34 protein-coding genes are annotated in these 26,204 nt (G+C 58.0%); 19 read left to right on the top strand and 15 right to left on the bottom strand.

From position 1 onward, the window contains the following. Positions 1-2 precede the first annotated feature (2 nt). From flgK to AC2FJE_RS20855, 4 genes are all read right to left on the bottom strand, one after another. Complete coding sequence (flgK, locus tag AC2FJE_RS20870) at positions 3-1,454, bottom strand: flagellar hook-associated protein FlgK (RefSeq protein ID WP_496761431.1); 1,452 nt, start codon at positions 1,452-1,454, stop codon at positions 3-5. Between the two features lie 34 nt (positions 1,455-1,488). Next, the gene (locus AC2FJE_RS20865; protein ID WP_282120925.1) at positions 1,489-2,784 is read right to left on the bottom strand and encodes a flagellar hook protein FlgE; all 1,296 of its coding nucleotides are present in this window, start codon (positions 2,782-2,784) and stop codon (positions 1,489-1,491) included. Between the two features lie 99 nt (positions 2,785-2,883). Then, on the bottom strand, positions 2,884-3,720 hold the full coding sequence (locus AC2FJE_RS20860; RefSeq protein ID WP_496757974.1) for a flagellar motor protein MotB: 837 nt from the start codon (positions 3,718-3,720) through the stop codon (positions 2,884-2,886). Positions 3,721-3,804: 84 nt separating this feature from the next. Beyond that, positions 3,805-5,142: a FliI/YscN family ATPase gene (locus AC2FJE_RS20855; RefSeq protein WP_496757976.1), complete on the bottom strand. Its 1,338-nt coding sequence runs from the start codon at positions 5,140-5,142 to the stop codon at positions 3,805-3,807. A gap of 86 nt (positions 5,143-5,228) precedes the next feature. On the opposite strand from AC2FJE_RS20855, the gene AC2FJE_RS20850 reads away from it, so the two are divergent. The 9 genes from AC2FJE_RS20850 to AC2FJE_RS20810 are packed head-to-tail and all read left to right on the top strand — an operon-like array spanning position 5,229 to position 9,797. Further along, positions 5,229-5,615, top strand: coding sequence for a FlgB family protein (locus tag AC2FJE_RS20850; RefSeq protein ID WP_282120922.1), 387 nt, complete (start codon positions 5,229-5,231; stop codon positions 5,613-5,615). Between the two features lie 12 nt (positions 5,616-5,627). Beyond that, on the top strand, positions 5,628-6,014 hold the full coding sequence (flgC, locus tag AC2FJE_RS20845; protein WP_496757982.1) for a flagellar basal body rod protein FlgC: 387 nt from the start codon (positions 5,628-5,630) through the stop codon (positions 6,012-6,014). 11 nt (positions 6,015-6,025) lie between these two features. Further along, positions 6,026-6,316 carry a flagellar hook-basal body complex protein FliE gene (gene fliE / locus AC2FJE_RS20840; RefSeq protein ID WP_496757986.1) on the top strand — a complete coding sequence of 97 codons (291 nt, stop codon included), beginning with the start codon at positions 6,026-6,028 and terminating at the stop codon, positions 6,314-6,316. Positions 6,317-6,320: 4 nt separating this feature from the next. Next, positions 6,321-6,593 (top strand): flagellar biosynthetic protein FliQ, encoded by a 273-nt coding sequence (locus tag AC2FJE_RS20835; RefSeq protein WP_282170851.1) that lies wholly within the window; start codon positions 6,321-6,323, stop codon positions 6,591-6,593. Continuing rightward, on the top strand, positions 6,593-7,303 hold the full coding sequence (locus tag AC2FJE_RS20830; protein WP_496757990.1) for a flagellar hook-basal body complex protein: 711 nt from the start codon (positions 6,593-6,595) through the stop codon (positions 7,301-7,303). Before AC2FJE_RS20835 ends, AC2FJE_RS20830 begins: the two co-directional genes overlap by 1 nt. A gap of 21 nt (positions 7,304-7,324) precedes the next feature. Further along, positions 7,325-8,110: a flagellar basal-body rod protein FlgG gene (gene flgG, locus AC2FJE_RS20825; protein WP_496757992.1), complete on the top strand. Its 786-nt coding sequence runs from the start codon at positions 7,325-7,327 to the stop codon at positions 8,108-8,110. Further along, positions 8,110-8,526 carry a flagellar basal body P-ring formation chaperone FlgA gene (gene flgA, locus AC2FJE_RS20820; protein ID WP_282170848.1) on the top strand — a complete coding sequence of 139 codons (417 nt, stop codon included), beginning with the start codon at positions 8,110-8,112 and terminating at the stop codon, positions 8,524-8,526. Before flgG ends, flgA begins: the two co-directional genes overlap by 1 nt. Then, positions 8,526-9,257: a flagellar basal body L-ring protein FlgH gene (gene flgH / locus AC2FJE_RS20815; protein ID WP_496761461.1), complete on the top strand. Its 732-nt coding sequence runs from the start codon at positions 8,526-8,528 to the stop codon at positions 9,255-9,257. Before flgA ends, flgH begins: the two co-directional genes overlap by 1 nt. A 12-nt stretch (positions 9,258-9,269) precedes the next feature. Beyond that, the gene (locus AC2FJE_RS20810; RefSeq protein WP_496757998.1) at positions 9,270-9,797 is read left to right on the top strand and encodes a flagellar basal body-associated protein FliL; all 528 of its coding nucleotides are present in this window, start codon (positions 9,270-9,272) and stop codon (positions 9,795-9,797) included. A 37-nt stretch (positions 9,798-9,834) separates the two neighbouring features. Here AC2FJE_RS20810 and AC2FJE_RS20805 read toward each other — a convergent pair whose 3' ends face one another. The 8 genes from AC2FJE_RS20805 to AC2FJE_RS20770 all read right to left on the bottom strand — a co-directional run bounded on the left by AC2FJE_RS20805 (position 9,835) and on the right by AC2FJE_RS20770 (position 16,853). Continuing rightward, the gene (locus AC2FJE_RS20805) at positions 9,835-10,179 is read right to left on the bottom strand and encodes a hypothetical protein (protein WP_496757999.1); all 345 of its coding nucleotides are present in this window, start codon (positions 10,177-10,179) and stop codon (positions 9,835-9,837) included. Continuing rightward, positions 10,179-11,264 (bottom strand): flagellar type III secretion system protein FlhB, encoded by a 1,086-nt coding sequence (gene flhB / locus AC2FJE_RS20800; RefSeq protein ID WP_496758004.1) that lies wholly within the window; start codon positions 11,262-11,264, stop codon positions 10,179-10,181. Before flhB ends, AC2FJE_RS20805 begins: the two co-directional genes overlap by 1 nt. Continuing rightward, the gene (locus tag AC2FJE_RS20795; RefSeq protein WP_496758006.1) at positions 11,261-12,034 is read right to left on the bottom strand and encodes a flagellar biosynthetic protein FliR; all 774 of its coding nucleotides are present in this window, start codon (positions 12,032-12,034) and stop codon (positions 11,261-11,263) included. The genes flhB and AC2FJE_RS20795 overlap by 4 nt, the downstream gene beginning before the upstream one ends. Beyond that, a complete protein-coding gene (flhA, locus tag AC2FJE_RS20790; RefSeq protein WP_496758008.1) occupies positions 12,031-14,118 on the bottom strand; it encodes a flagellar biosynthesis protein FlhA in 2,088 nt (695 codons plus the stop codon). The genes AC2FJE_RS20795 and flhA overlap by 4 nt, the downstream gene beginning before the upstream one ends. Before the next feature lie 9 nt (positions 14,119-14,127). Then, complete coding sequence (locus AC2FJE_RS20785; protein ID WP_496758052.1) at positions 14,128-14,751, bottom strand: lytic transglycosylase domain-containing protein; 624 nt, start codon at positions 14,749-14,751, stop codon at positions 14,128-14,130. A gap of 139 nt (positions 14,752-14,890) precedes the next feature. Continuing rightward, entirely contained in the window at positions 14,891-15,319 is a 429-nt protein-coding gene (locus tag AC2FJE_RS20780; protein ID WP_058273002.1) for an Lrp/AsnC family transcriptional regulator, read from the bottom strand. A gap of 34 nt (positions 15,320-15,353) precedes the next feature. Beyond that, positions 15,354-16,586 carry an MFS transporter gene (locus tag AC2FJE_RS20775; protein WP_496758010.1) on the bottom strand — a complete coding sequence of 411 codons (1,233 nt, stop codon included), beginning with the start codon at positions 16,584-16,586 and terminating at the stop codon, positions 15,354-15,356. Positions 16,587-16,589: 3 nt separating this feature from the next. Beyond that, on the bottom strand, positions 16,590-16,853 hold the full coding sequence (locus tag AC2FJE_RS20770) for a metal-sensing transcriptional repressor (protein WP_496758013.1): 264 nt from the start codon (positions 16,851-16,853) through the stop codon (positions 16,590-16,592). Between the two features lie 134 nt (positions 16,854-16,987). Here AC2FJE_RS20770 and AC2FJE_RS20765 point away from each other — a divergent pair, with 134 nt between their 5' ends. The 7 genes from AC2FJE_RS20765 to AC2FJE_RS20735 all read left to right on the top strand — a co-directional run bounded on the left by AC2FJE_RS20765 (position 16,988) and on the right by AC2FJE_RS20735 (position 21,771). After that, entirely contained in the window at positions 16,988-17,602 is a 615-nt protein-coding gene (locus tag AC2FJE_RS20765; protein ID WP_282152833.1) for a ribonuclease D, read from the top strand. Then, positions 17,599-18,561 (top strand): KpsF/GutQ family sugar-phosphate isomerase, encoded by a 963-nt coding sequence (locus AC2FJE_RS20760; protein WP_109311279.1) that lies wholly within the window; start codon positions 17,599-17,601, stop codon positions 18,559-18,561. The genes AC2FJE_RS20765 and AC2FJE_RS20760 overlap by 4 nt, the downstream gene beginning before the upstream one ends. 15 nt (positions 18,562-18,576) lie before the next feature. Continuing rightward, positions 18,577-19,176, top strand: a complete 600-nt coding sequence (gene lptC, locus AC2FJE_RS20755; protein ID WP_058272998.1) for an LPS export ABC transporter periplasmic protein LptC — start codon at positions 18,577-18,579, stop codon at positions 19,174-19,176. A 3-nt stretch (positions 19,177-19,179) separates the two neighbouring features. Continuing rightward, a complete protein-coding gene (locus tag AC2FJE_RS20750) occupies positions 19,180-19,671 on the top strand; it encodes an LptA/OstA family protein (RefSeq protein ID WP_109311278.1) in 492 nt (163 codons plus the stop codon). Beyond that, positions 19,671-20,429 carry an LPS export ABC transporter ATP-binding protein gene (lptB, locus tag AC2FJE_RS20745; protein WP_058276524.1) on the top strand — a complete coding sequence of 253 codons (759 nt, stop codon included), beginning with the start codon at positions 19,671-19,673 and terminating at the stop codon, positions 20,427-20,429. Before AC2FJE_RS20750 ends, lptB begins: the two co-directional genes overlap by 1 nt. Before the next feature lie 253 nt (positions 20,430-20,682). Next, positions 20,683-21,246 (top strand): ribosome hibernation-promoting factor, HPF/YfiA family, encoded by a 564-nt coding sequence (hpf, locus tag AC2FJE_RS20740; protein WP_058273067.1) that lies wholly within the window; start codon positions 20,683-20,685, stop codon positions 21,244-21,246. A 60-nt stretch (positions 21,247-21,306) separates the two neighbouring features. Then, positions 21,307-21,771: a PTS sugar transporter subunit IIA gene (locus tag AC2FJE_RS20735; RefSeq protein ID WP_058273066.1), complete on the top strand. Its 465-nt coding sequence runs from the start codon at positions 21,307-21,309 to the stop codon at positions 21,769-21,771. Positions 21,772-21,833: 62 nt separating this feature from the next. On the opposite strand, the gene dalA is transcribed toward AC2FJE_RS20735, so the two are convergent. Next, complete coding sequence (gene dalA, locus AC2FJE_RS20730; RefSeq protein ID WP_496761460.1) at positions 21,834-22,349, bottom strand: divisome-associated lipoprotein DalA; 516 nt, start codon at positions 22,347-22,349, stop codon at positions 21,834-21,836. A gap of 169 nt (positions 22,350-22,518) precedes the next feature. Between dalA and AC2FJE_RS20725 the strand changes: the two genes are divergently transcribed. Further along, positions 22,519-23,118, top strand: a complete 600-nt coding sequence (locus tag AC2FJE_RS20725) for a L,D-transpeptidase (RefSeq protein WP_109311276.1) — start codon at positions 22,519-22,521, stop codon at positions 23,116-23,118. A 140-nt stretch (positions 23,119-23,258) separates the two neighbouring features. Then, positions 23,259-23,441, top strand: coding sequence for a hypothetical protein (locus AC2FJE_RS20720; RefSeq protein ID WP_010442520.1), 183 nt, complete (start codon positions 23,259-23,261; stop codon positions 23,439-23,441). A 76-nt stretch (positions 23,442-23,517) separates the two neighbouring features. Here the strand turns inward: AC2FJE_RS20720 and hemH are convergent, their stop codons facing one another. Then, the gene (hemH, locus tag AC2FJE_RS20715; protein WP_496705865.1) at positions 23,518-24,567 is read right to left on the bottom strand and encodes a ferrochelatase; all 1,050 of its coding nucleotides are present in this window, start codon (positions 24,565-24,567) and stop codon (positions 23,518-23,520) included. A gap of 57 nt (positions 24,568-24,624) precedes the next feature. After that, positions 24,625-25,455 carry a methyltransferase domain-containing protein gene (locus tag AC2FJE_RS20710; protein WP_282170835.1) on the bottom strand — a complete coding sequence of 277 codons (831 nt, stop codon included), beginning with the start codon at positions 25,453-25,455 and terminating at the stop codon, positions 24,625-24,627. A 16-nt stretch (positions 25,456-25,471) separates the two neighbouring features. Here AC2FJE_RS20710 and AC2FJE_RS20705 point away from each other — a divergent pair, with 16 nt between their 5' ends. Next, positions 25,472-26,200, top strand: a complete 729-nt coding sequence (locus AC2FJE_RS20705) for a double zinc ribbon domain-containing protein (RefSeq protein ID WP_496761459.1) — start codon at positions 25,472-25,474, stop codon at positions 26,198-26,200. Positions 26,201-26,204: the final 4 nt, after the last annotated feature.

The following is a 26,204-nucleotide window of genomic DNA, read 5'->3' as shown; positions in this document are numbered from 1 at the left end:
CGTCATAACCTCAGCAGAGTGTCCATCATCTCATCCACGGTCGAGATGAGCCGCGCATTCGCGGCATATGCCTTTTCGATCTGCATCAGATTTTGCAGTTCGGTGTCAGTATCCACGCCGCGTTCGGCTTCGATCTTGGCCATTTCTAGTTGTGATTGCTTGGCGAATGTCATGCGCCCCTCGGCGGCATGGGCGTTTGCCCCGGCCTTAGACAGCAGTGCCTCGGCAATTTCCGCAGCTCGCATGTTGCCGGTGCCAAATACCGCCCCGGCAACGGGACGGGCATCGTTCAGGACCGCGCTAAAGGCCCTCAGCTGCGCTGCATCGCCCGGATCCCCTGGAGTGGCGGCGCCGAGGCCCGTCCGCAATTTCCAGCTGTCACCACCAGCATCGGGGTCCACCGTCACGTTCAAGCGTATGCGCGAAGCCAATCCGATTGCCGCAGTTGCGTCGTAGCGATTGCCATCATCGGTGAACACGCCGGGATCAGTTGCCGCGACGGTCGGATCAAGACCGGCGGTCTCGAACCGTTCGATCAGGTCTTGGGCGGCGGTGTCCAAGTGTACTTGAGCCTCAACCGCCAGTTCATCGCGAATCTCGAACTGAGCCGCCAGCGCGCCGCCCCTAAGCTGCGCACTATTGCCGCCGGTGCGCACAGGCTGCCCGTTCACTTCAAGACCGGACAAAAGGCTGTTGGCAATTGTCATGTGCGGCTTGGTTTCGCCGGTAGTCGTAAAACTGAATTCTGCTGCCTGCCCCTCTAAAAGGATCAGGCCGCCGTCTGAATATAGCGACACACGGTCGTTATCCCGCGCTACGACATTGACCGGCATCAGTTCGTTCACTTGATCAATCAATATCTGGCGCTGATCCAGCAAGGCATTGATATCGCCTCCAGAATTCTTGATGCTGGGGATCTTGTTGTTCAGGTTTTCGATGTCCTGCAAGGACTGGCTCAGGCGGTTGACCTGCTTGCCGATGGTCCTGTCTGCGTCCGACCGTGCCTGACGCAAACCTTCGGATGCCGCGTTAAGGCTGTCCGCCAAATCCCGGGCAGCGCGGGCCGCCTGATCCAGCCGCACTTTGGAATCGGGCAAGCTGGCGGCCGTTGTCATGTCGTTCTCAAATTCGGTCAACCGAGAGGCAATGGATTTGGGGTCATCAACCGAACCCACGGCCTTTTCAAAGCGGGTGTAGAACTCTGAAATTGCGCTTGTACCAGCAAGCTTTGCGTCGGAATCGCGCCGGTTGGCGATCAGGGCCGGGTCCTGATGGCGCGTCACGCCGACGGTGCGCACGCCGTTGCCTGAGATCGGACTTGTCGCCAATTCCAGCGAGCGACGCGCATAGCCCGGTGTCAGGGCGTTGGCGATATTGCCCGAGACAACTGCGGCCCCGCGGCTTGCGGCGGTCAGACCGCCCAACGCGTTGTTCAATGCTGTCGTCATGTTCATTGGATAGGTCCTTTCCCTAGCTGAATGCCCCAGATCAACGTTTGATATTCGTCGTTTCCTGCAGCATCTCGTCGACTGTCTGGATCACTTTGGCGCTTGAGGAAAATGCCCGCTGCGTCTGGATCATTGATGTCAGTTCAGTTGCAACATCTGTCGTCGATTCTTCGCGCGCAAAGGACACCAGATCGCCCGTTGGCCCATCGCCCGCGTTCCAAAGGAAGAACGTTCCGCTGTCGCGGGATGGGGCATAGGTCTGATTATCCAGCGCCGTTAGCCCATTCGGGTTGGGAACATCGACAAGCGGAATCTGGTACACGCGCCGGCTGACACCGCTGTCGTATTGCGCGTAGACGTAACCGTTTTCGTCCACCTTTACGCCGGTCATCGTCGCAACCGGGGCACCGTCGCGCGTGATTGATACTGGGGCAAATGTATCCGACAGCTGGGTAATCCCATCTTTGTCGCCAATCTGACCGATATTAATCTCCATCGGCCCACCATCTACGTTTACCACAAAACTGCCATTTGCCGGATCGTAAGCACCACCTGAAATGGTAGTCACGCTGGCCAGCGTGCCGCCTGCGGTTCGGCTGTCGGTGAAGGTCAGGCGGTACTCTCCGATCACCGCACCGCCAGATGCGGTATCGCGCAGCGTCATGGTCCATTCATTGCTGGATCCTGTTCCGGGCACAGTCGGGACCAGTTCAATGTTCACGGATTCTGATTTTCCGAGGTTGTCAAAATATTCAACCGACAAAGGCTGTGCGTCACCCGGTGCGCCGGCATCCGTCGCCGTGGCCGGAAGGTTCATGCGCAGGTTCATGCTTGTGGTCGGCGAGCCGGTCAATTGATTGACGCTGAGTTTGACGGGTTCCAGCGCAGCTGGTGTATCCCTTGGCACATTAGGGATCGATCCGTCCGGGCCAGCGGGCCAACCCAACAAAACAAGCCCCGATTGCGTTACCAGATGACCCTGCTCATTGGTGCGAAACGAGCCGGTTGTGGTCAGAAGCATTTCATTCGAGTTTGACGCCACCTGAGAGCTGGGCCGCACGGGTAGCAGGCCACGGCCGCGCACTGCCAGGTCGGTTGAATTGTTCGTTGTGACCAGCGATCCGCGCTGGTCGATCATGCGTTGACTTGTGGTTCTGACACCACCTGCCGAATAGCTTCCGCCCTGACCGGAGGTGACCATCGAGTGAAAGTCGGTCTCAACCCGTTTGTAGCCAAAGGTGGACGAGTTGGCGATATTGTCAGAGATGGTCGCCAGCCGGTTCGCGTTGGCCTTCAAAGCGGCCACACCGGCATTCAGCGAAGAGGAAATTGTCATTGGCACGCCCTTCTGTTGCGTCAAAACGTGATGCAACAGCTAACGTACTGGCCCTTAACAGCACGCTAACAGGTAAAATGCGTTCTATCCTTTTGAATTCTACGGCGTGCGCAGAAAAATGATCTCGATCCTGTTGTTGCGAACCGCCATCGGGTTTTTGGCCGTCAACTCGCGGTCTGCGTGCCCCGTGACCCGATCCAGCCTTTCGGCAGCCAGACCCTTGCCTTGCAACATCTGGCGCACGGCCTGAGCGCGGGTCGTCGACAAATCCCAGGCCGAGTTTTGCGCCAGAACGACCGGCGAGGCACGCACATGTCCCTCGACAGCAATGGAGTTCTGCACCAGGTCCGAAGATCGCGCCACCAGCAAGGCGAGCGCGCGCATCATGGCGGTGGGCTTGTCGGTTCCCGATTCGAACAGCGGTTGATCCTCGGTATCGAACAGCTCGACAACCAAGCCTTCGTCAGTGACGCGTGTGACGATATGTTTCCGGACCTTGTCCGAAACCAGACTTTCGCCCGTGCGCCCCAGAAGCTCGGCTTCGAGTGTCGAAAAATCCTCGACGGTCTCTTTACCACCTTCTGCGTTCACGCCGACCGAACCGCGTGCCTGCCGGGCAACCGTCGGGCTTTTCTGGCTGGCGCCCGAACCATCCATCACCATGGTCTTTTCCGAGAACATATTGTTGCCGCCAAAGGCCCCATCACCGCCACCTGACACCGGATTCACCGGGATTGTTGGCGAAAAGTAATCCGCCAGTCCTTTGCGTTGTTTTTCCGTCGTTGCATTCAACAGCCACATCAACATGAAGAACGCCATCATGGCCGTGACAAAGTCGGCATATGCGACTTTCCACGCGCCACCGTGGTGACCTTCGCCACCGGACACACGTTTCTTCTTGATGATGATTGGCGCCGCATTGGATTGCGCACCCATCTCCACCACCTTTGTATCACCCGCTTCCGAGGTAGCAGTGCAGGTCTTAAGGCGGGCTTAACGTTTAAAACTGTCGCGATATCTCTACTGCGCCAAAGCGGTTCCTGCCCGACGCAGGATCAGCTGCAGGTGGTTGAAGCTGTTCTGGATGTCTTCCGTTTCGGGTTTAGCAAAAAAGCCGTCCAGGTCATCATGAACACGCACCGCCTGATCGAGAAGTGGGTCCGTGCCCTCGGAGTAAAGCCCGGCCCTGATCATAACTTCGGATTGCTCATAGCTGCCAACCAGTCGGCGGGTTTGGGATATCAACAGGTTTTCTTCCTCTGTGGCCGCACCGGGCAAGCTGCGCGAGACAGAGCGGCTGAGGTCGATCGCGGGAAACCGGCCACGCTCGGCAGTCTCGCGGCTCAGGACTATGTGGCCGTCCAGTACACCGCGCAGGATATCGGCTATTGGTTCATCCATGTCCGATCCTGCGACCAAAACACTAAATACGGCGGTGATGTCGCTCTGTTCGCCGGTGCCCGGACCCGCGCGCTCGCAAAGGCCCGCGATCAATGGGGTCACTGAAGGTGGAAACCCGCGAAGCGACGGTTGTTCACCTGTAGCAACAGCAATCTCGCGATGCGCTTCGGCAAAACGGGTGACGGAATCGACCAGGAACAGGACATTCAGCCCCCGGTCGCGCAGATACTCTGCTACCGACATCGCGGACCAGGCACATCGGCGGCGCGCCAGGGCGGACTGATCAGACGTTGCGGCCACGACGACTGACCGTTTCATCCCCTCGGCACCCAACGCGTGTTCGACAAACTCGTTCACTTCGCGTCCACGCTCACCGACCAGCGCGACGACAACTGCATCCGCCTGCATCGACCGCGCCAGAGTCGCCAGCAGCGTGGACTTTCCCACGCCAGAGCCGGCGAACAGTCCAATGCGCTGACCCTGAACGATGGGCAGCATGGTGTTCAGCATGGCAAGACCAGTTTCCATTCGGCCACCCAGAGGTTTGCGATCGACTGCCGCTGGTGGGGATCGCATGATGTCCTGCGGTTGGATGCCCTGCAGCAGCGGTTTTCCGTCCAGCGGCTGACCGAACGGGTCAATCACGCGTCCCAACCAGTGCATACCCGGCGCAAAGGCGGGCGTTTGCTGCAGAATCACTCTGTCACCAAGGCAGACCCCGTCCGGTGCCGTGGCGGGCAGCATGTGAATCAGATCCGATTCGACATGCAATATCTCGCCTGCCAGATCCGGCCCATTGCGTCGGCGTAAGGTCACATGATCCCCGATCCGCGCATGTGCTGCGATGCCTTCAACTTCTATAAACCCGCGCGCGACGCTGGCCACATGCCCCATATGGCGTGTGGCAGTCAGGCGGTCGATTTCACATTTCAATAGCATCGGGTCGAGATCGGACATCGTGGGTTCTCCAACGGTTTCTGAAAACGGTTTTTAAAGGAATCGGGGTTAAGCCTTGATTGAAATTGATCGAGGGAGAAGCCCCGATGTTCTATGACCTGAACGTCTTTAAGACCGCGTACGCAATGGCAACACATGCCGGGCAACGGCAATCCGTCATTGCACGAAACATGGCCAACGCGGATACGCCAGGCTACCAGCCCCGCGATATCGAGGCCTTTCAAAAAGCATTCGAAAGCTCGGGTCGTGAGGTCGCAATGACTGCCACGCGGGCGGGACATCTGAATGGTGTTGGTGGCCCAAAGCCCTGGGCTGAGATTGAAGCCACCCCTTCGGGTGACCCAAACGGCAATGGCGTTTCCGTCGAGGAAGAGATGCTAAAAGGCGTTGAAGTCAAGCGTCAGCATGACCGCGCCCTGGCGATCTACAAATCTTCAATGAACATTCTGCGCAGCAGCGTCGGCCGGGCATAAGGGGGCCGTAGGATGAGTGACTTTTCCCATTCTCTGACCGCCTCTGCCAGCGCCTTGCGCGCACAGGCCGCGCGTTTGCGCCATGTGTCCGAAAACATCTCGAACGCGGATACACCGGGTTATCGGCGCAAGACGGTCCCGTTTGAAGCCGTGAACAAAGACGGCAAAGAAATGGTGCAGGCAGGGCGGGTCAAGCTGGACCGTCGCGCGCTGTCGCGCGTCTATGACCCAAGTCATCCGATGGCCGATGGCACGGGTCATTATCGTGGCTCGAACGTCGATCTGATGATCGAGATCGCCGACGCCCGTGAGGCGCAGCGCAGTTACGAAGCCAACCTCAAGATGTTCGATCAGACTCGTCAGATGTCGTCGAGCCTTATGGACCTTCTTAGAAAATAAAGGACACCAGAATGGATATCCGAGCACTCAATGCCGCCCAGAGTTACGCGGGCGCGCGCCCCGCAACGCAAGCTGATCCAGACCATGCCGGAATGGCGCAGGGGCTGCGGTCAGGGTTTCAGGATTTTGCGGCGACGCTGAAACAGTCCGAGCAGATGTCGCAGGCTGCGATGACCGGGCAGGCGGATCCGCATGCCTTGGTTCAGGCGCTGGCGCAGACCGAACTGGCCGTGGAAACGGCTGTGATCGTGCGCAACAAGGTGGTCGAGGCCTATCAGGAAATCCTGCGGATGCCGGTCTGACGCAATGCTCAGCGAAGGTCTGTTCTATGACATCGTACGTCAGGCGCTTTGGGTCGCGGTCATCACCTCGGTTCCGATCCTGGCGGTGGCGCTGGTTTCGGGCCTGATCGTTGGCCTGTTCCAGGCGCTGACCTCGGTGCAGGAGATGACGCTGACCTTCGTGCCCAAACTGATCGCCATCGTCATCGTGTTCTGGATTTCGATGGGATTCATGACCCAGACGCTGGTCACCTTTTTTTCAGGAACACTCATCCCTTTAATCGCAGGAGGTCGCTGATGGATACCGCCTATGTCACCCTGTCCCGGCAATCGGGTCTGATGAACGAAATGCGGCTAGTCGCGAACAACATCGCCAATGCCAACACCACCGGCTACCGCGCGCAAGGTTTGGTGTTCTCGGAATTCGTACGCGATATGCCCGGAAATCCATCCCTGTCCATGAGTCGTGCCGAAGTGCGCAATACCTCGCTGCAGCAAGGCGTGCTGACCGAAACCGGAGGGCAGTTCGACTTTGCCATCGAAGGGGATGGGTTCTTTATGGTCGAAACCCCGGCGGGCAATCGGCTGACCCGGGCAGGTGCTTTCTCGTCCAGTGCGGACGGGGATCTGGTGACCATGGATGGGCACCGCGTTCTGGACAGCAATGGCGCACCCGTTTTTATCCCGCCTGACGCGTCATCCATTGATGTCGGCAGCGACGGCACGCTGAGTGTTGACGGGCAATTGCTGGGCCAGATCGGGGTTTACCGCGTTGCCAATCCCAAAACGTTGATGCGTGAAGGCAGCACGCAGTTCCGGGCCGAAGGTGACATTGAACCAGTCGAAGAGCCCGTGGTCATCCACCGTTTTCTCGAAGGATCGAATGTGAATGCCATCGCGCAGGTCTCGCGCATGGTCGAAATCCAGCGCGCCTATGAATTGGGTCAGAGCTTTCTGGAAACCGAAGACGAACGGGTGCGCGGCGCGCTCAAGGCGCTGATGCGCTGATTTGAACAAGGAGAATTTGACATGCGAGCTTTGAAAATTGCGGCAACGGGAATGACGGCGCAGCAAATGCGGGTCGAGACGATCTCGAATAACCTCGCGAACATGAACACCACGGGGTACAACGCGCGGCGGGCCGAATTTGCCGATCTGCACTATCAGCAGATGGCACGGGCGGGTGCGGTCAATGCCAATGACGGCACGGTTCTGCCAACCGGTATCCAGTTGGGACTTGGGGTGCGCCCGGCTGCCGTGACCGCGCAGCTGTCGCAGGGCGCCCTGTCAGCCACCGGAAGCGACCTGGATGTTGCAATCGAAGGGCGCGGTTATCTGGAGGTGACGCTGCCCAACGGCCAGTCCGGTTATACCCGCGATGGCAGCCTGAAACGATCCGCCGAGGGATTGATCGTAACCTCGGACGGGTTTGCTGTCGCACCCGAAATCACCATTCCTGACGATGCGCGGTCGATCTCGATCAACCCAGCGGGCGAGGTTTATGCCTATTTCGACGACGCGCCAGAGGGGCAACTGCTGGGAGAGTTCACCCTGGCCAGTTTTTCCAACGCCAAGGGGCTCGAGGCGATTGGCAGCAACCTGTTCAAGGAAACCGAGGCTTCGGGCGCGCCTGTGGTTGGCGCACCCGGAGAGGATGGGATGGGCACGCTGCGGCAGGGCTATCTTGAGGACAGTTCGGTCGATGCGGTGCGCGAGGTCACCGAACTGATTGAGGCACAGCGGGGATATGAAATGAATGCCAAGGTCATATCCGCCGTCGATCAGATGATGAGCGCAACTACGCAGGTGCGGTGATGCGGGTTCTGAGTTTTGTTCTGGCCTTGGCGGCTCCGATCCCGGCAATGGCTGAAATTGTGGTGTCGAAACGCACCATCCGGGCCAAGGAAATCATTTCAGCCACTGACCTGGAAACCAAGGATCAGATGGTTCCAAACGCGGTGAGCAATGCGGACTTTCTGATTGGGCAAGAGGCGCGTGTCGCCCTCTACCCCGGGCGTCCTATTCGCGAGGGCGATTTCGGTCCTCCGGCAATTGTGGATCGAAACGATCTTGTCGTTCTTGTTTTTGACCGCCGCCCCCTGTCCATCACCGCCGAAGGTCGCGCATTGGGCCGCGGCGCGGTCGGGGATCGTATCCGGGTCATGAACCTGTCGTCACGCACAACCGTCACCGGAAGTATCCGGCCGAACGGCCAGATTGAGGTAAAATGATGTCTGCACTTTCAAAAACTCTGTTGGTTGCCGTTCTCACCGTGTCGGCCTGTGGCCGCGTGGATCACCTTGGCAAACCGCCAAGCTTTACGCCCAATGATGAATCGCCGGAACATGTGGCGATGCTTTGGCCCGGCTTGCCCTTGCATACGCAGCCGGCGCGCAGTGTCGACAAATCCTCGCTTTGGAGCGGTGGTCAGCAGTCTCTGCTGGGAGATCAGCGCGCGATCAAGAAAGGGGACATCATGACGGTCGTGATCGAGCTGGACGAAAAGGCCGAGATATCGAATGACACCAACCGATCCCGTAGCGGTTCGGAAAGCCTTGAGGTGCCCGGGCTGTTTGGTTTGCCGCAACGCGCGGCCGAGCACCTGCCAAACGGCGCATCCCTGGACGAAGCTGTTTCGATCGATTCCTCGTCGACCAGCAAAGGCAAGGGATCAGTAAAGCGCAAGGAAAAGCTGACCCTGCGGGTGGCCGCGACCGTCATTGATGTTTTGCCAAACGGGGTGCTTTCGATCTCGGGCTCGCAGGAATTGCGCGTCAACTTTGAACTGCGTGAGCTTTTGGTCGCGGGCTACGTGCGCCCTCAGGATATCTCGCGCCAGAATGAGATTACCTATGACAAAATTGCGTCTGCGCGTGTGTCTTACGGTGGTCGCGGTCAGATCACTGACGTTCAGCAACCCCGTTACGGGCAGCAAATTCTGGATTCAATTCTACCATTCTGAGGGGAGAGAGTGATGAAAAAACTGATCCCGGTCGTCCTTCTTTTCGCGGGCTTAGGTGGCGGCATCGCGGCAGGCGTGTTTCTGGCCCCTTCGGACAACAAGGCAGACGTTGCCAAAGATATTAACGTCGAGTCAAAACAAGACAAGACTAGGAAGAAAGACTCGAAAGCCTCGATAAAAAAATCCGGCAAAGCGGATAAAAAGGAAGGTTCGGGTTCTTATGAGTATCTTAAGCTGACCAAGCAATTCGTGGTTCCGATCGTGGAATCTGATCGGATTGCAGCACTTGTCACCATGTCGCTAAGCCTTGAGGTCACACCTGGAATGGCCGAGCCGTTCTATGCCTCGGAACCCAAGCTGCGTGACCGTTTTTTACAGGTGCTGTTCGACCATGCCAATACCGGTGGTTTTGACGGGAACTTCACCCGCTCGGACAACCTGGCCGTCTTGCGCGAGGCACTGCTGGATGAGGCGCGCAAAGATTTGGGGGACGATGTTTCAAAGGTTTTGATCATGAGTGTGAACCGTCAGGATACGTGACGGGTCGGCGGGCCCTGGTTGGATCACGGGCAGGTCCTTACTGGTGTTTTTTGCATAAATTGGAAACCGCCTGCTTGCGCCCGAATGCGACGCGCAGATTTGCAAGGGCTGTCAGCTTTTGTGCTCGTAACCGCGCAAGTTGCATGTTGAGCTGCCTGCGTGTCGCCGATTCCCACCCGTTCCAGAGAACATCCGTTCCGGTAACACGGTAGCCTTCTGCAGACGCTGTCTCTTGCCGGGTTTGTTGGACTTGGGCGTCAAGTCGGGCCAATTGTTGTTGTACCCTTGCCTCGGCCTCCAGCACCGGGCGCAGGGATTGATATTCTCGCTGAAACGAGGCTTCGGTCACTTTGGCCAGATCCTGCAGCTGTGTGCGTTTCATCAAAATTGCCCCTTCACCCGTTTGCGCATCGCCTCGGCAAACCGGATCGCAGCGGCAACGGGGCGGTAATGTTCTTCCGAGATCTGCTGCCCGATCTCAACAGTGGCATGCAGCGCACGAGCCGTTGGCGGATCCGGGTGGATTGGGACGCCGGCATGCCCGGCGGCCTCGCGAATGGCGGCTGCGACGGAATCCACGCCCTTTGCCACGCAGACCGGTGCCGATCCGGCGGTCCGGGACCATTTCAGCGCGACGGCAAAATGGGTTGGGTTGACGATTACAACATCGGCTTTTGGCACTTCGGCCATCATCTGATTGGTTGCGATGTCCTGGGCGCGCTGGCGGCGCTGTTGTTTTACATGCGGGTCGCCTTCGACATCTTTGGTCTCATCCTGCATTTCCTTGCGCGACATCCGGTTCTTGCGCATATGTTCGGCGTATTGCCAGATAAAATCGATCACCCCGATGGCCAGAGCCACCGCAATGACGATGAACATGAACCGAAATAGCAGATTCATCATAAACATCACTGAAGACTGGGCTTGGGTCGCGCTTGCGGACAGAATCTCGCTGAGGTTGGCTCGCAGGAAAAGCGCCAAGCATGTGCAGTAAATCACCAATTTTGCAAAGCTCTTGCCAAATTCGAACAAGCCGCTGCGTCCGAACTTGTTCTTCGCATTGGACGGTATCGAAATGCGCGACAGCTTGGGTTTCAGCTTGGTGGGCGCAAAAACAAGCGCACGTTGCGAAATCAGGCTGAGCAGGACGGCGGCAGCAGGCAGGCCAAACAGGATCGAAACAGACCAAGCAGCCGTCTGCAGCATCCCCCCCACGGGGCTGGAAGTCGAACCTGTTGTCAGCAGTTGGCCAAAATCATCTGCCTGATCAATCAACACGACGAACAATGTGCCCATACGGTCCACAGCGAATTGCCCCGCAGCAAGCATGGCAATCAGCAAACCGACATAGGCCGCCGCGACGTTCAGATCGTTGGACTTGGCGATTTCCCCTTTTTCGCGCGCCTTCTGCAGCTTTTGCGGTGTCGCCTCAAAGGACTTGTCACTGTCGTCGTCCTGACCGCTCATCTTGCAACCTCAAGTGGGTTCACAATGAAGGCGAACAGGGCATCGGACCACACCGACAAGATCAAAGGGGTGCCCGCAAACAGCAGAAACAAACCCGCGAAGGTGATCGCGGGGGCGCCGACAAAGGCCACCATCAACTGCGGCATCGCCCGGTTTATGACCCCAAGCGCAAGGTTATAGATCAGCGACGCGATGACAAAGGGCATGGCCAGGCTGAACGCCAGACCAAAACTGCGCGCGATTTGTTGCACGCCCCACTGCGACAGGTCCGGTGCCAGTGGAACAACGCCCATTGGAAACAGCGTGTAACTGTGGATCAAGAACTGCGCAACGCGGATGTGCAGGCCCAGCAGAACCGCCAATGTCAGACCTGCGAGTGTCAACAGATATCCCATTGCAGGAACAGGATCGACAGCGGCCCCGCCCAGAATCTGTGACAGCGATGTCGATTGCGCCGCGATGGACCCCGCAGTTTGCAAGGCCAGCACGAACAAACGCAAACCAATGCCCATTGCCAATCCGACAAGTGTTTCGGTGCCAATCATCCGCACCAAAGGCAACACACCTTGCCCGTGGTCGGGCGCAGGAACAGCGGGCGTAACGATCAGTGTAAATGCCGCGGCGATCCCCAGCTTGACGCGGGTTGGAATGCTGCGTTCCCCGAAGGCGGGTAATAGCGATACCAGCGCCGACACGCGCAGGAAGACAGCAAAGAGGTGCCACAGGCCATCTGCCAGTTCCGGTAGCAATGCGGGCGGCACGGCGATCATGCGGGTATCGTTCCGACCAAAGCGGGTCTGGCCTCGAGCCCGATTTCCTCAAAGGACAGGACCGGATTCGACACCCCCCGCGCCTGCATGATCGTGCGCAGCAGTCGACGCCGGCGGGTCGAGGTCACGACGGCCGGGAACACCCCGTGATCAGCGGATTGCGAGACGGTTTCGACGACACCATCTGCCAGTTTGTTGAACAGGTTCGGCGGCAGGGCGACATCCAATCCGGCGTTGGGCGCGTCGATCTGGTACGAGGCAAACGTGTCTTCCCATTCAGGCGCAAGCTGGATCAGCGGAATGGAACCGTCTCCCCGCTTCATGTCGGCAACCAACTGGAAACCCAATCTCTGCCGGACCAGTTCGCAAATCCCTTCGGGTTGGGTCGTCGTCAGGCGCGCCTCAGCCACAGTTTCAAGGATCAGGGCCATGTTACGGATCGAGACTTTTTCCTCCAGCAGCAGTCGTAATACAGAATGTAACGTGTCGATCGGCACCTTGTCCGGGATCAGCTCGTCCAGCAGCTTGCGGTTCGCTTCAGCCCGAACCGGATCGCTAAGCCGTGTCATCTCGGACAGCAGGCGGCGCAGGGATTTCAAAGTCAGCAGCCGAGCGAAATTCTGTTTGATGATCTCAAGCAGATGGGTCGCCAAAATCTCGGGGGGTGAAACGATGGTTGCGCCGCTCAGCGCCGCGGCTTCCTGATCCTTTGGCAGTATCCAGCGGGCCGGGGCGCCATAAACAGGTTCGGTCACGTCATTGCCTTCGGGCAGCATGTCATGGCCGTCCTGCACCAGCGCCAATACCAGATCGGGGTTGAGAACACCGCGCGCCTGCTCGACCCCCTGTACCTTGATCACATAGGTTCCCAGTGGAAGTTCTGCCCGGTCGGTCAGGCGGATGTCAGGCAGGATCAGTCCAAAGCCTGAGGCGACATATGTGCGCATATTGGCAATTCGTGCGTCCAGCCCGGTGCCGGGGTTGAGAACCATGCTGACAAGATCAGGGGCGAACTCCAGGTGAACGTCGTCCAGATCCAGGATGTCCCCGATGGCTTGGGAAACCGGGGTGTCATCCTCGGATGAAGGTGCCTGTTCCGCGTCTGTTTCGGCCTTTTGTTTGCGGTGAACCGAGTATGCCGCATACCCCAGAACGCCCGCGCCAAGGATGAAGGGCAGAAAGGGCAGGCCGGGCACCAGCGCAAACAAGACCATCAGCATTGCCACTGTGCCCAATGCGGCCGGATGCCGACCCAATTGCGAGAAAATCGCGCTGTCGGTTGCACCCTGAGTACCACCCCGCGCCAGCAATAGCGCCGAGGCGATCGAGATGATCACAGCGGGAATTTGCGAAACCAGCCCGTCGCCGACAGTCAGGATGGCATAGGTCTCAAACGCGGCAGAGATGGGCATTCCCTGCACGATCACGCCCATAATCAGGCCCATCACAAGGTTCAACAGCGTGATCAACAGCCCCGCAACCGCATCCCCCTTGACGAACTTCGAGGCCCCGTCGAGCGAGCCGAAGAACGTCGTTTCCTGTTGCTCACGTTCGCGACGCTCTTTCGCTTGCTGATGGTCAATAGCTCCGGCGGACATGTCGCTGTCGATGGCCAGCTGTTTGCCAGGCATTCCGTCCAGAGCAAACCGCGCGCCGACCTCGGCCATGCGGGCCGCGCCCTTGGTGATGACCATAAAGTTCACGATCAGCAGCACACCAAAAACGACGAGGCCCAGAAAGATGCTGCCGCCCATAACAAAATTCGCAAACCCCTCGATCACGTCTCCGGCAGCGCTGGGGCCGGTATGGCCCTGACCGATGATCAGCTTGGTCGAGGACACGTTCAGCGACAGCCGCAGCATCAGCGAGGCAAGCAGGATGGTTGGGAAGGACGAAAAATCCAGCGGGCGTTCGATGAACAACGTCAGAGTGAAGATCAGAATCGCCAATGCAAATGAAGCGGACAAGCCAACATCCAGTACCCATGCGGGCATCGGCAGGATCATCATCACGATGACCGTCATCAACGCCAGCGCCAGCAGCACGGTCGGAGAGAAAAGCGAACGGGCGTCGATCTTGGGCACACAGAGCTCCTAGTTGAATTGGATGAAAGCGGTCGCGGCGCCGACCACAGGCGCCAGCGATCCCATAGCGCCAGTGTTGGTAGGTTCTGCTCGAAGTGGAATTAATGGATCGGCAGCTCCGGTAAACGGATCGCGCGTCGCAAATGCGTTTGGAGTTTGCTGATCCAGCTGAGCCAAAACGGTTTGAAAACGCGCCACATAGGCGTTTGCCAAAGCGGGTGTGCGCGAGTGATAGGCCCCGGCGGCAGCGTTCCACGAGCCCAGCTCGGTATACAGATCTTTCAGAAATCGCGCGGCATATGTGGCGTTTTCATCTGGATCGAACATGGCGTCGATCGAGCGGAACGCTTTGCCGTGCCAGCGGTAGTTGATCTGGAAACACCCGATATCAAAGCTGCGTTTGCCTGCTTTGAAGATTTCGAACACATATGATTTTGCCTCGAACTCTGAGGTGAACCAAATGCCCTTTCCTTCAACATTGATTGTCCAGGGCCAGGGTTGCAGCGCGCCGTCAGCTGTGCGGCCTGTCTCAACCCGGGCGATTGCACGCATGACATCCATTGGCACACCTTCGGACTGGGCGGCGCGCTGGGCGGCGCGGTCGCAGGTGCGGGCCGTTTGGGTGTTGGGCATGGCAAAACCCTGCGGCGCAGCCAACAGCGTCACCAGGGTCAGTCCTAAGATCGTTCGATATGGCATTCCGCCGGTCCGGGATTCTGATCAGTCCGGGCCAAGCTAGCTGTGTCAGGGTTTACAGAGGGTTATCGACTACTCAGTTTCGGTCGATCCGGCGGCCGAACACGACACTGGTGTTGGTTCGCAAAACCCCGGGGATCTTTGCCAATTCGTCGACCAGAATGTCCAGATCCTCGATCCTGGGGGCTTCGGCGGACAGCAGCAGGTCGAATTCCCCATTGATCGACAGGCAAAGTTTGACCTCGGGATAAGTTTCCAGCCGCTTGATAATACGTTTGGTCTCTTTTTGCTGAACCTCAAGCAAGACAACGACCTGAACGCGCGGGGCGTCTTCAGGGGCGCTCAGAACCACCGAATACCCGGCAATCACGCCGCGTTCTTCCATCCGTTGGATGCGTTCGTGCACGGTGGTCCGGGCCACACCCAGTTTCGCCGCGATCTTAGTCGTAGATTCGCGGGCGTTGTGCTGCAGGGCTGTTATGATGCGGCGGTCAAGCTGATCCATAGGGCCAAGGTGTAGTGCAAATACCTTGGGATGCTCAAGGTTTGTCAGCGTGTTCGCCCGACGTGATCTTCTGCTTGGAGCGCGGCCAGATCAGAAGGGCAATACCAAGCCCCGCAAGGGCTGAAATAGTCATCCAGATCAATGTCTGTTCGGTCCCTTTGGTGGTCATCAGCCACCCGGCCAACGGGTACAGCACCAGCCAGCAGGCATGGGACAGGGTGAACTGCGCGGCGAAAACTGCTGGTCGGTCTTCCGGGCAGGCCGTGCGTGTCAGCAGGCGGCCGGACGGTGTCAAAGTGGCTGAATAGCCAAAGCCAGCACCCGCCCATAACACCGCGAGCCCCCACAAAGTCATCTGGGTCGAGGCGAACAACCCCGCTGCAACGGCCATCGTAAGTGTCCCGAATGCTGCACCAGCCAGCATAACGCTGCGATCCTCGTAGTTGTTCAGAAGAGACGGCAGTATGAAGGCCGCCACCATCGAGCCGCCGCCATACCCGGCCAATGCAACGGCCACAGCACTTTCCGACAGTCCAAGATCGGCGCGCACGATGACGACAGTGTTGACGATGACCATCGCGCTGAGTGACGCGGCCGACCACGTCAGCGCCAGCAAACCGCGCAACCGTGTCGTACCAAGGTATAGGCGAATGCCCCGGGTTGTCCGGTCGTAAACCCCCCTCCGTTTCGTCGGTTTGGGCGAAGGCAGGGCGACCGACACGACAAGTATTGCCGAGGCAACGAACCCAAAGCTTGTGCCCCAGAACAGGCTGTCAAAGCTAATGATCAACAACAGCGCTGCAGCCAGAGCGGGACTGAGCAGACTTTCGAGGTCATAGGCCAGCCGAGACAGCGACAGAGCTTTGGTATAGTCCTGCTCATCTGTCAGAACATCCGGGATCGTTGCCTGAAAGGCAGGAGTGAAACCGGCAGAGGCCGATTGCAGCAGGAAGATCAACACATAGATCTGCCAGATCTCGGTCACGAACGGCAGACAAAGCGCAACGGCGGCACGCACAAGATCCAGCGCCACCAACATTTTGCGTCGGTCCAGCCGTTCTGCAAACGCAGCGGCGAGCGGGGCCACAACCACGTAGGCCACCATCTTGATGGTCAGGGCGGTTCCCAGAACCATACCCGCCGCGTCACCGGCCAAATCAAAGGCGAGCAACCCCAAGGCAACCGTCGCCAGCCCGGTTCCCATCAACGCAACCACCTGAGCCGCCAGTAAATGCCGATAGACGCGGTTCTTCAGGACGCTCAGCATCGGTCAGAGGTACTTTGTGATGGTTTTGAAGTCTTCCACGTCCGGGTCTTTGGTTGCGGTCGTTGGTGATAGGCAGTGATCAATATGATCGTGGATCAAGGCCCGTTTGGCGTTGGTAATCGCCTTTTCAACCGCAAAAAGTTGCTGTGCGATGTCGGTGCAGGGATCTTGATCTTCGAGCATGGATATTACCCGGGCCAGATGCCCGTGTGCCCGTTTCAGACGCGCGTGGATCTGCGGGTGCGACTCGTGGTTGTGCTGTGTCATGCAATAACCCTATCCTCCCCATGGGGATATGGCCAACGTAATCTGCGGGTCCCTGCCGCACCGTTATGGATGGCGTTGAGTTTGGGGACCAAACCTCCTATCTCGGGGACGATACCGGACAAAGGACAAGCCCTGTGGCAAACCATCTTTACAAAAACGACCTGCCGGACGGGTTGGATATGGGCCCTGTTGTGGCCATTGACTGCGAGACCATGGGTCTGAACCCGCATCGGGACCGGTTGTGCGTGATCCAGATGTCAGGCGGCGACGGAAACAGCCACATCGTCCAGGTCGAAAAGGGGCAGACCGAGGCCCCGAACCTGTGTGCGATGCTGGAAAACCCCGACGTGCTAAAGCTGTTCCACTTTGGACGTTTCGACATCGCTGCGATGTACCACGCGTTTGGCGCGCTGGCCGCACCGGTTTATTGCACCAAGATCGCCAGTCGGTTGGTGCGCACCTATACGGATCGACACGGGCTGAAGAACCTGTGTCAGGAGCTGATCGGCGTCGATATCTCAAAACAGCAGCAAATGAGCGACTGGGGGGCTGAGACCCTGACCAACGCGCAGCTGGATTATGCGGCTTCGGATGTACTGTACCTGCATCAGCTGCGCGAGGCGTTGGACGAGCGCCTGGCCCGCGAAGGCCGCACCGAAATGGCGCAGGCTTGTTTTGACTTCCTGCCGATGCGTGCGAAACTGGACCTCGCCGGTTGGCCCGAAACGGATATTTTTGCGCACTCATGACCGATACCGAAGCATTCCTGAGAACCGCACGTCAGGTCATCACCGACGAGGCCCGCGCGCTGGACGTGCTTGGCGAAAGCCTGAATGAAGATTTTGCCGAAGCCGTGCAGATGATCCTGCAGGCTCCGGGCCGCATCATCATCAGCGGTATCGGCAAATCGGGTCATATTGGCCACAAGATTGCCGCCACGCTGGCCAGCACCGGCACGCCCGCCTATTTCGTACACCCGGCCGAGGCCAGCCATGGCGATCTGGGCATGGTGTCAAAAGGCGATGTGGTTCTGGCGATTTCCAATTCGGGCGAAGCGCCGGAACTGGTCAATCTGCTGGCCTTTACCCGCCGCTTTGGCATTCCCTTGATTGGTTTGTCCAGCAAACCGGAAAGCACGCTGATGAAGCAGGCGGATGTGCATTTGTTGATCCCGTCGCTGGGCGAGGCTTGCGGTTTTGGCATGGTGCCCTCGATCTCGACCACTTTGACGTTGGCGATGGGCGACGCCTTGGCCATTGCGTTGATGAAGTACCGTGATTTCAAGCCCGAGGACTTCCGCGCCTTCCACCCTGGCGGCAAGCTGGGGGCGCAGCTTTCAACCGTGCGGGATTTGATGCACGCTGATCTGCCAGTTGTGTCTGAGGGCACCCCCATGAGCGAGGCACTGCTGGTCATGAGCCAGAAAAGCTTTGGCGTTGTCGGCGTGACAGATGAGACGGGCCGCCTGATTGGCATCGTGACTGACGGCGACTTGCGTCGGAACATGGACGGCCTTCTGGACAAGACCACCAAAGAGGTCATGACCACCAATCCGCTGACCATTTCCCCGAACGCAATGGCGGAAGAGGCGGTGGCGATCATGAACGACCGCAAGATCACTTCGCTGTTCGTGGTCGACCCCGAGACACAAGGCCCAGCCGAGGGGCTGTTGCATATCCACGACTGCCTGCGCGTCGGATTGGGCTAAGCGGAGGGTAGTGCGGTGGACGGACACTCACGCAGGGTACAGTTCTTCAAGGTGGTGCTGCCGTTGGTGGCTATCGCTATGCTGTCGACTGTGTTCCTGCTGTCGCGCAGCATCGAAACCAATGTGTCCGTACCCTTCAACCAGCAGGATATCGATGAACGTTTGGCGGATCAGGTGGTGACGCAGCCCAACTACCAAGGAACGACCCGCAAAGGCGAAGACGTTCAGATCGAGGCAAGCCGGGCAACGCAGGGTACTGAGGGCGAAGCGCCAACAGCGGCCGAATTTCGGGGCCGCTTTGGCCTGCTGAATGGCGGCGTAATCACTTTGGATTCCAACTCTGGCATGATCCGTCCGGACAAGAATACGGCTACCTTTGTCGGGGATGTGGTTATAACAACAACGGACGGCATCGTAGTCACAACGGATCTGTTGAACACCGCGCTGGACGAAATTCAGGGCGACACGCCCGGCCAGGTCGACGGAACCGGTATTATTGGTGACTTTACTGCGGGCAGAATGACATTTGGGACTGAAAAAAAAGATGGACCGGTCCATATTATTTTTACAGATGGCGTGAAGTTGGTGTATGAGCCTCAAAAAGCAGAAAGATAACCTGTGTTGTATTTTCGATTAGCCCTTGTAAGCGCTGCTCTGGTAACTGGTGCGATCTCTGCGACAGCGCAGGAAACTCAGGTTGCTTTCGGTTCGGCCAATGCCGACCCAAGCCTGCCGGTCGAGGTGACCTCGGAAAAGCTGAACGTAAATCAGGAAGACGGCTCGGCCGAGTTTCTGGGCAACGTGATCGTCATTCAGGGCGAAATGCGGCTGACGGCGGAACGCGTGCTTGTCATTTACAACGAAGACCGTTCAGGCATCGAACGGATGGAAGCGACCGAGGATGTGATTCTGGTCAGCCCTCCGGATGCGGCCGAAGGCGACTGGGCGGAATACACCATCGATTCAGGTGAGATCGTCATGAAGGGCAACGTTCTGCTGTTGCAGGGGCCAAGCACGATCAGCGGCGACCAGATGAACGCCAACCTGACCACTGGCAAAGCGACGATGACCGGCAACGTGAAGACCATCCTGCAGCAGGGGGCCAACTGATGGCTCAGCCAAACCTGACGGTAGCCGAAGGCACCTCTGGCCTGAAAATCGAAAAGCTTCGCAAGTCTTACCGAAAAAAGACAGTGATCCGCGATGTTTCCATGACCTTGGGCCGATCCGAGGTGGTTGCGCTTTTGGGCCCGAACGGGTCAGGCAAGACCACCACATTCTATTCGGTCGCGGGCCTTGTGTTTCCTGAGGCTGGCACTGTTACGATTGACGGTCAGGTTGTCACAACGCTGCCTATGTATCGCCGCGCGCGTCTTGGGATCGGATATCTGCCGCAAGAGATGTCGATTTTCCGTGGCATGAGTGTCGAGGACAACATCGCCGCCGTTCTGGATATCACCGTCAACCACGCCCACCGCCGAAAAGAGCGGCTGGAAGAGCTGTTGTCCGACTTCTCGATCGAACACCTGCGCCGCGCACCCGCGCTGGCCCTGTCGGGCGGTGAACGCCGCCGGGTCGAGATCGCGCGTTGTTTGGCAGCAGATCCGAAATATCTGTTGTTGGATGAACCCTTTGCGGGGGTCGACCCGATCAGCGTCGGGGATATCCGCCACCTGGTTGCGGACCTGAAAAAGCGTGGAATCGGCGTGTTGATCACCGATCACAACGTGCGCGAAACTCTAGAGATCGTGGATCGTGCCTACATCCTGCATGACGGTCAGGTCCTGATGTCCGGCACACCCGATGAAGTGGTCGAAAATGAAAACGTGCGCCGGGTTTACCTGGGCGAAAACTTCCGTATTTCATGAGCTTGCGCAGATTTTCGCCGGGCGCATAGCGGAAATCACGTATATACACGCCTGTTTTGATTGACTCTCCCGCCGTCTCTTGCCTCAATTGGACTATGGCATTTCTTCGGTTCCCGACTGGATCACGACGCCCCTTCCTTGAAGGGGGGCCGGTGCGGTTACCGCAGGATTTGCCGATGTCCCCCACCCGATAAAAACAAGCGCGTCGCATTACGTGACGTCAGAAATGGGTGTGAATAGTGAAGGAGATCACATGCGTTACCAAATCAGCGGAAAACAGATCGACATCGGTGCGGCCCTGCAGACTCATGTGCAGACCGAACTGGGCGAGGTCGTGGGCAAATATGCCCAACGTCCGACAGATGCCAACGTCGTCTTTTCCCGTTCAGCGCATGAATATGTATGCGAAACCACAGTGCATCTTTCCACAGGTCTGACCGCTCAGGCCAAGGCACACGCAACCGAGATTTACGCGGCGTTTGAGGGATGCTGCGACAAGATGGAAACGCAACTGCGCCGTTATAAGCGCCGACTGAAAGACCACCACAAAGATCGGTCCGAGCCTGTTGAACTCTTCGGAGCGTCGTCTTATATCCTCGCCTCTGACGAATCGGAGACGGCTGACGAGCCCGATACTCTGCAGCCCATGATCGTGGCTGAGATGGAAACCAAGATCCCATCGCTGAGTGTTGGAGAGGCGGTCATGCAGATGGAACTTGCCGGTGCGCCGGTGCTTGTGTTCCGAAACGAAAACAAGGACGGATTGAATGTCGTGTACCGTCGCGAGGACGGTAACATCGGCTGGATTGATCCGTAACAGGCAAGACTAGCAAGGCACGCCCCTGCAATTGCAGGGGCCCCGCCGTGGAGCGTGATGATGGAGCTTTCGAGCATATTAAAGCCCGAAGCAGTACGTGTGTTGTCCGCCGCTTCTAGTAAGAAGCGGTTGTTTCAGGAAATTGGTGATGTTGCCGCCGGGACTTTGCACCTGGATGCGCAGACTGTCGTCGATTGCCTGCTGGAGCGCGAAAGTCTGGGGCCGACCGGGGTTGGGCACGGTGTCGCCTTGCCGCACGCTCGGCTGACAGATCTGGACTCTGTCTCGGGTGTGTTTGTAATGCTCGAAAAACCGATTGATTTTGGATCGGTCGACCGGCAGCCGGTGGACATCGCATTTGCACTGTTTGCGCCGGAAGAGGCGGGTGTCGATCACCTTAAGGCGCTTGCGCTGGTGTCCCGTACTCTGCGCGACACGTCAGTTTGTACAAAGCTGCGGGCCAACCCTGATCCGGTCAAGCTTTACGCGATTCTGACCGAAGCGCAGTCCATGCAGGCCGCCTGACCTTGCAGAAATAAAAAAAGCCCCCGAAAGCTGGGGGCTTTTTTCTTCGAGGCGGCTTTTGCTTACCCGCCTGCTCCCATTTCCAGTGTCCACCAGATTTTCCCGCCACCTTCCTGATGCCAGGAAAAGCCCATTTGTGATGCTTTGGGGTCCATGATCACGGCTCGGGGGCCAGGTTCCTGCATCCAGGCGGCCAGGGTTTCGGTTTCGGTCTCATAGGTTTCTGAGATCGCCTCACCCAGGAAAGTTCCGTAATAACCGACGCTTTGCGCGCGATCTATGGGCGACGATCCGTCCGAACCGAAGTGCCATGGGCGGTTCTGGCGCGCCATATCCTTGGAGTGGGTCGCGGCCGCAGCATTCAGCTGCGAGTTCAGCTGCACCGCCTGCAAACCCTGAGCCTGGCGCAAGGCATTTACCGAATCCAGCATGCGGAACTGGAGCTTTTCGGGGTTGCCGCGAATCTTATAAACCGACGGCAGTGGACGGCCATCTGATCCGTAAGTTGGGGTGCTGCTTGGGGTACATGCAGCCAGCGCAACAAAGCAAAGAAACAGTAATGTGATAATACGCGTCATGATCGACCTGATTATTGTGTCGATATACGGCATAGCGCGCCATGCAGCCTTGGGCAAACCTGCAATGGCTGATTCTTGCATGTTTCTGCCGGTTTGATTTGCGATTGACGCATTCTGGCAATAAAATACGTAAAAATTTCAGGACATCTTTCGCAAAGGACCGGTCACTATGGTCAAGAAACCCATTCATTCATCTAGCCGACGAGGATTTCTGGCCGGTGCTTCGGCCCTGCTGGCCTCGCCGGCGATTGCCCAGTACATTCCAGGTGACCCACTGCGCCCAGCACCCGAGGCCGAGCCAGACGTGCGTCGCAATGTCTCGGGGTTCCGCGCCCTGGATTGGCAGCCTTATTTCTCGAATACGAGAAATGGGGCCATTCTGGTCGATACGGTGTCCCGAGCGCTGCATTATTGGTCAGATGATCAATCTGTTTACAAACTCTACCCCTCATCCGTTCCGCTGACCGAAGAATTGACCCGCCGGGGCCGCACCAGCGTCATCCGCAAAGTTGAGGGTCCCAGTTGGTCACCGACACCTTCTATGAAGAAACGAAATCCCGAATGGCCGGATCATATTCCGCCGGGCCCTGATAACCCATTGGGAACACATGCTTTATACCTGAGTTGGAAATACTACCGGATTCACGGAACGCATGACACGCGCAAAATTGGTCGCCGGTCGTCGAACGGATGCATCGGCCTGTTCAACGAAGATATCGCTGAGCTGTTCTCGATGGCGAAGGTCGGCACGCAAGTGTTGCTTATTTGACGACATTTTCGCGCACGAACCCGCTTGTGGCTCAAGTTGCAATTGCATTCCAGTCATATAGCTGATTAGAAAAAAACCACGAGGTAAGTCTTAGGTGTGCGGATCCGATTGATGGAGCCGTGCAAACTCTGGAGGTTAATATGAAAAAACTCGTTCTCGCCGCTGCATTGACTGCTGCTGCTTCGACCGCTTATGCCGGTAACCTGGAAGAGCCGGTTGTTGAAGCACCGGTTGTTGTAGAGGAAACTCAGGGTTCGTCGCAGGGTATCATCCTGCCGCTGATCCTGCTGGTCGTAGTTGCCGCAGCCGTTGCAGCAAGCTAATTTGACGAGCTAAATCTAGAGAAAAGGCGGTGGAGCGATCCACCGCCTTTTTTCATTTCTTGATGATGGGAAACGGTCAGTCGAGCCAGCCCTTCAGATTGTCTTCGATTACCTTGCCCAGTGCGCCAATGTGCGAATCATCGTCATTGAGGCAGGGGATATAGGTAAAGGTCTGACCGCCGGCCTCTTCAAAGCTTTCCTTGATCTCTTCGTTGATCTCTTCCAGCGTCTCGATGCAATCGGCGGAAAACGCGGGCGCTATAACGGCGATGTTCTTCTTTCCCTGCCGCGCCAAATCAGCCACGTGATCCACGGTATAGGGTTTCAGCCATTCCTCGGGACCGAATCGCGATTGGAAGGTTGAGACCAGCTGATCGTCCGACCAGCCCAGCCGTTCCTTCAGCAATCGGCTCGTTTTCGCGCATTGGCAATGATACGGGTCGCCCTGCTGCAAATAGCGCTCTGGCATGCCGTGATAGGAACAGACCAGGACATCCGGTTTGGTCTCCAGCGCCGCATAGGCTTTTTCCACTGACCCGGCCAAAGCGTCGATATAGACAGGCTCGTCGAAATAGGCTGGAACGGTGCGAGACGCAGGTTGCCAGGCTTCGTCCATAAGCGCGCGGAAAAACTGATCATTGGCTGTTGCCGTGGTCGCGCCCGCATATTGCGGGTAGAGCGGGAAGAACAGAATTCGATCACAGCCCGCGGCCACCATTTCACGTACTTTGGATTTGGTTGAGGGATTGCCGTAGCGCATGCAGAAATCGACCATCACCTGATCGCCGTACCGTTCTTGCATCGCATCGCGCAACTTGGCTGTCTGGTCCTTGGTGATCGTCATCAGCGGGCTTTCGCCCTTGTCATGGTTCCAGATCGACTTGTAGGCCTCACCCGAGCTGAACGGGCGCTTGGACAGGATGATGCCTTGCAGAATCGGCTGCCACTTCCACTTGGGATAGTCGATCACGCGTTGGTCCGACAAAAACTCGTTCAGATACCGGCGCATCGGCCAATAGCTGTAGTCATCCGGTGTACCGAGATTGGCCAGCAGAATGCCGACGCGGCCCATTTTGACCTTTGGGTGGTCTGCGGCGGCATGATCGGGGCGAGTGGCGTCAAACATCTGATGCTTCCTGAGATTTCTCTGTACTGGCCTGAGATAACCGGAAAAGCCCGGTCGTCAATTGGACAGTTTACCTTCTTTTGTGCCCAGCGCATCCGCAAGCCGCGCTTTGGCCGATCCGGGGCGCAATGGTTTCTGTTGGCTGTCATCCGGAGACCAGCCGGTCAAGCAGATCAATTCATAGGTGGCGGCCAACCGCCCCGCGGGTGTTGAGAAGTTGTCGGCATAGACCTGCTGCGCGCGCGTAAAAACCTGTCGCTTGGTGGGTTGTTTCATGCGCCCGGACAGGCTGTTGGTCTCACCCATGGCGCGTAGGTCATGCATCAGGTGCTGCATGTCGCGGTATTCCGCCGTCAGGCGCGCGGTGTCGGCGACCGGCAGCGCAAACCCCGCCCGTTGCAGCAACCCGCCAAGTTCGCGCAGCTCGGCCATCGGGACGATGCGCGGACTGAGGCCTCCGGTCACTTCGATTTCAGCCTGTCCCAATGCGGCGCGCAGCTCGTGCAGGGTTTCTCCGCCCAGACACACAACCAACAGCAACCCGTCGGGGCGCAGAGCACGGCGACATTGGATCAGTTGCCCAACAGGATCATTGGCCCAATGCAGCGCCATGGCGTGGATGACCAAATCATGCGCACCGGGGGTCAGATCCAGAACCTCATCATCCGCAACGATCCGCGTCCCGGGCAGCACGTCCTGCCAGATATGCGCAAATGGCGTCACGATCGCCGGGGCCGTAAAGGTTTTGTTAACCATGGAGAGCCGATCCTGCACTTCGTCCACAGCGGCACGATGCAGGAACAGGGCCTCATCCTTCGCGCGGGCGCGGTGCCGGGTAAGGACCTGGCGATCAAACAAAGAGGGTGTATTGGACACAGGCAGTTTCATAGGGCGCAATTATCGCATGTGGCACCGGATTCAAACCGCTGTCGCGCTGATCTATCCGCCGCGCTGTCTGGGCTGCGGGGACCTGACCGAATCGGATTTCGGGCTGTGTGGGCCTTGCTGGCGCGGGACGTCCTTTATCGGAGGAGTTGTTTGCGAAAGCTGCGGGGTGCCGTTACCGGGGGTTTCAGACGGTCACCGGATTGAGTGCGACGATTGCTTGGCTGCGCCGCGCCCCTGGCAAGATGGGCGTTCGGCCCTTTTGTACGATGGCAAAGCGCGGTCGCTGGTGCTGGCCTTGAAACATGGTGACAGGCCCGAACTGGCGCGCCCTGCCGCACGCTGGCTGGCGCGGGCCGGGCAAGAGATATTCCGTGAGGGGATGCTGCTTGCGCCGGTGCCTTTACACTGGTCCCGGTTGTTGAAACGCCGGTACAACCAGTCCGCCCTACTGGCACAGCACCTTGGGAAAGAGGCAGGGCTTGAGGTGTGCCCGGACCTTTTGCTTCGTCACCGAAAGACGTCGGTTCTGGACGGCAAAACAGCCACCGAGAGGGCGGAAGTCCTTGAACACGCGATCATCGCCCATCCAAAGCGACAAGACCAAATGCAAGGGCGCAATATCCTGCTGGTGGATGATGTGATGACCTCCGGCGCGACACTGGCGGCTTGCGCGCGTGTCTGCCTTGCATCCGGAGCAAATCATATTTCCGTGTTGACCCTAGCGCGCGTTGCCAAGGATGCCTAATTCG

Source organism: Ruegeria sp. CDSC002 (assembly GCF_059610905.1).
The sequence above is the reverse complement of the archived record's forward strand: the minus strand, read 5'-3'. Positions and strand labels throughout refer to the sequence as shown.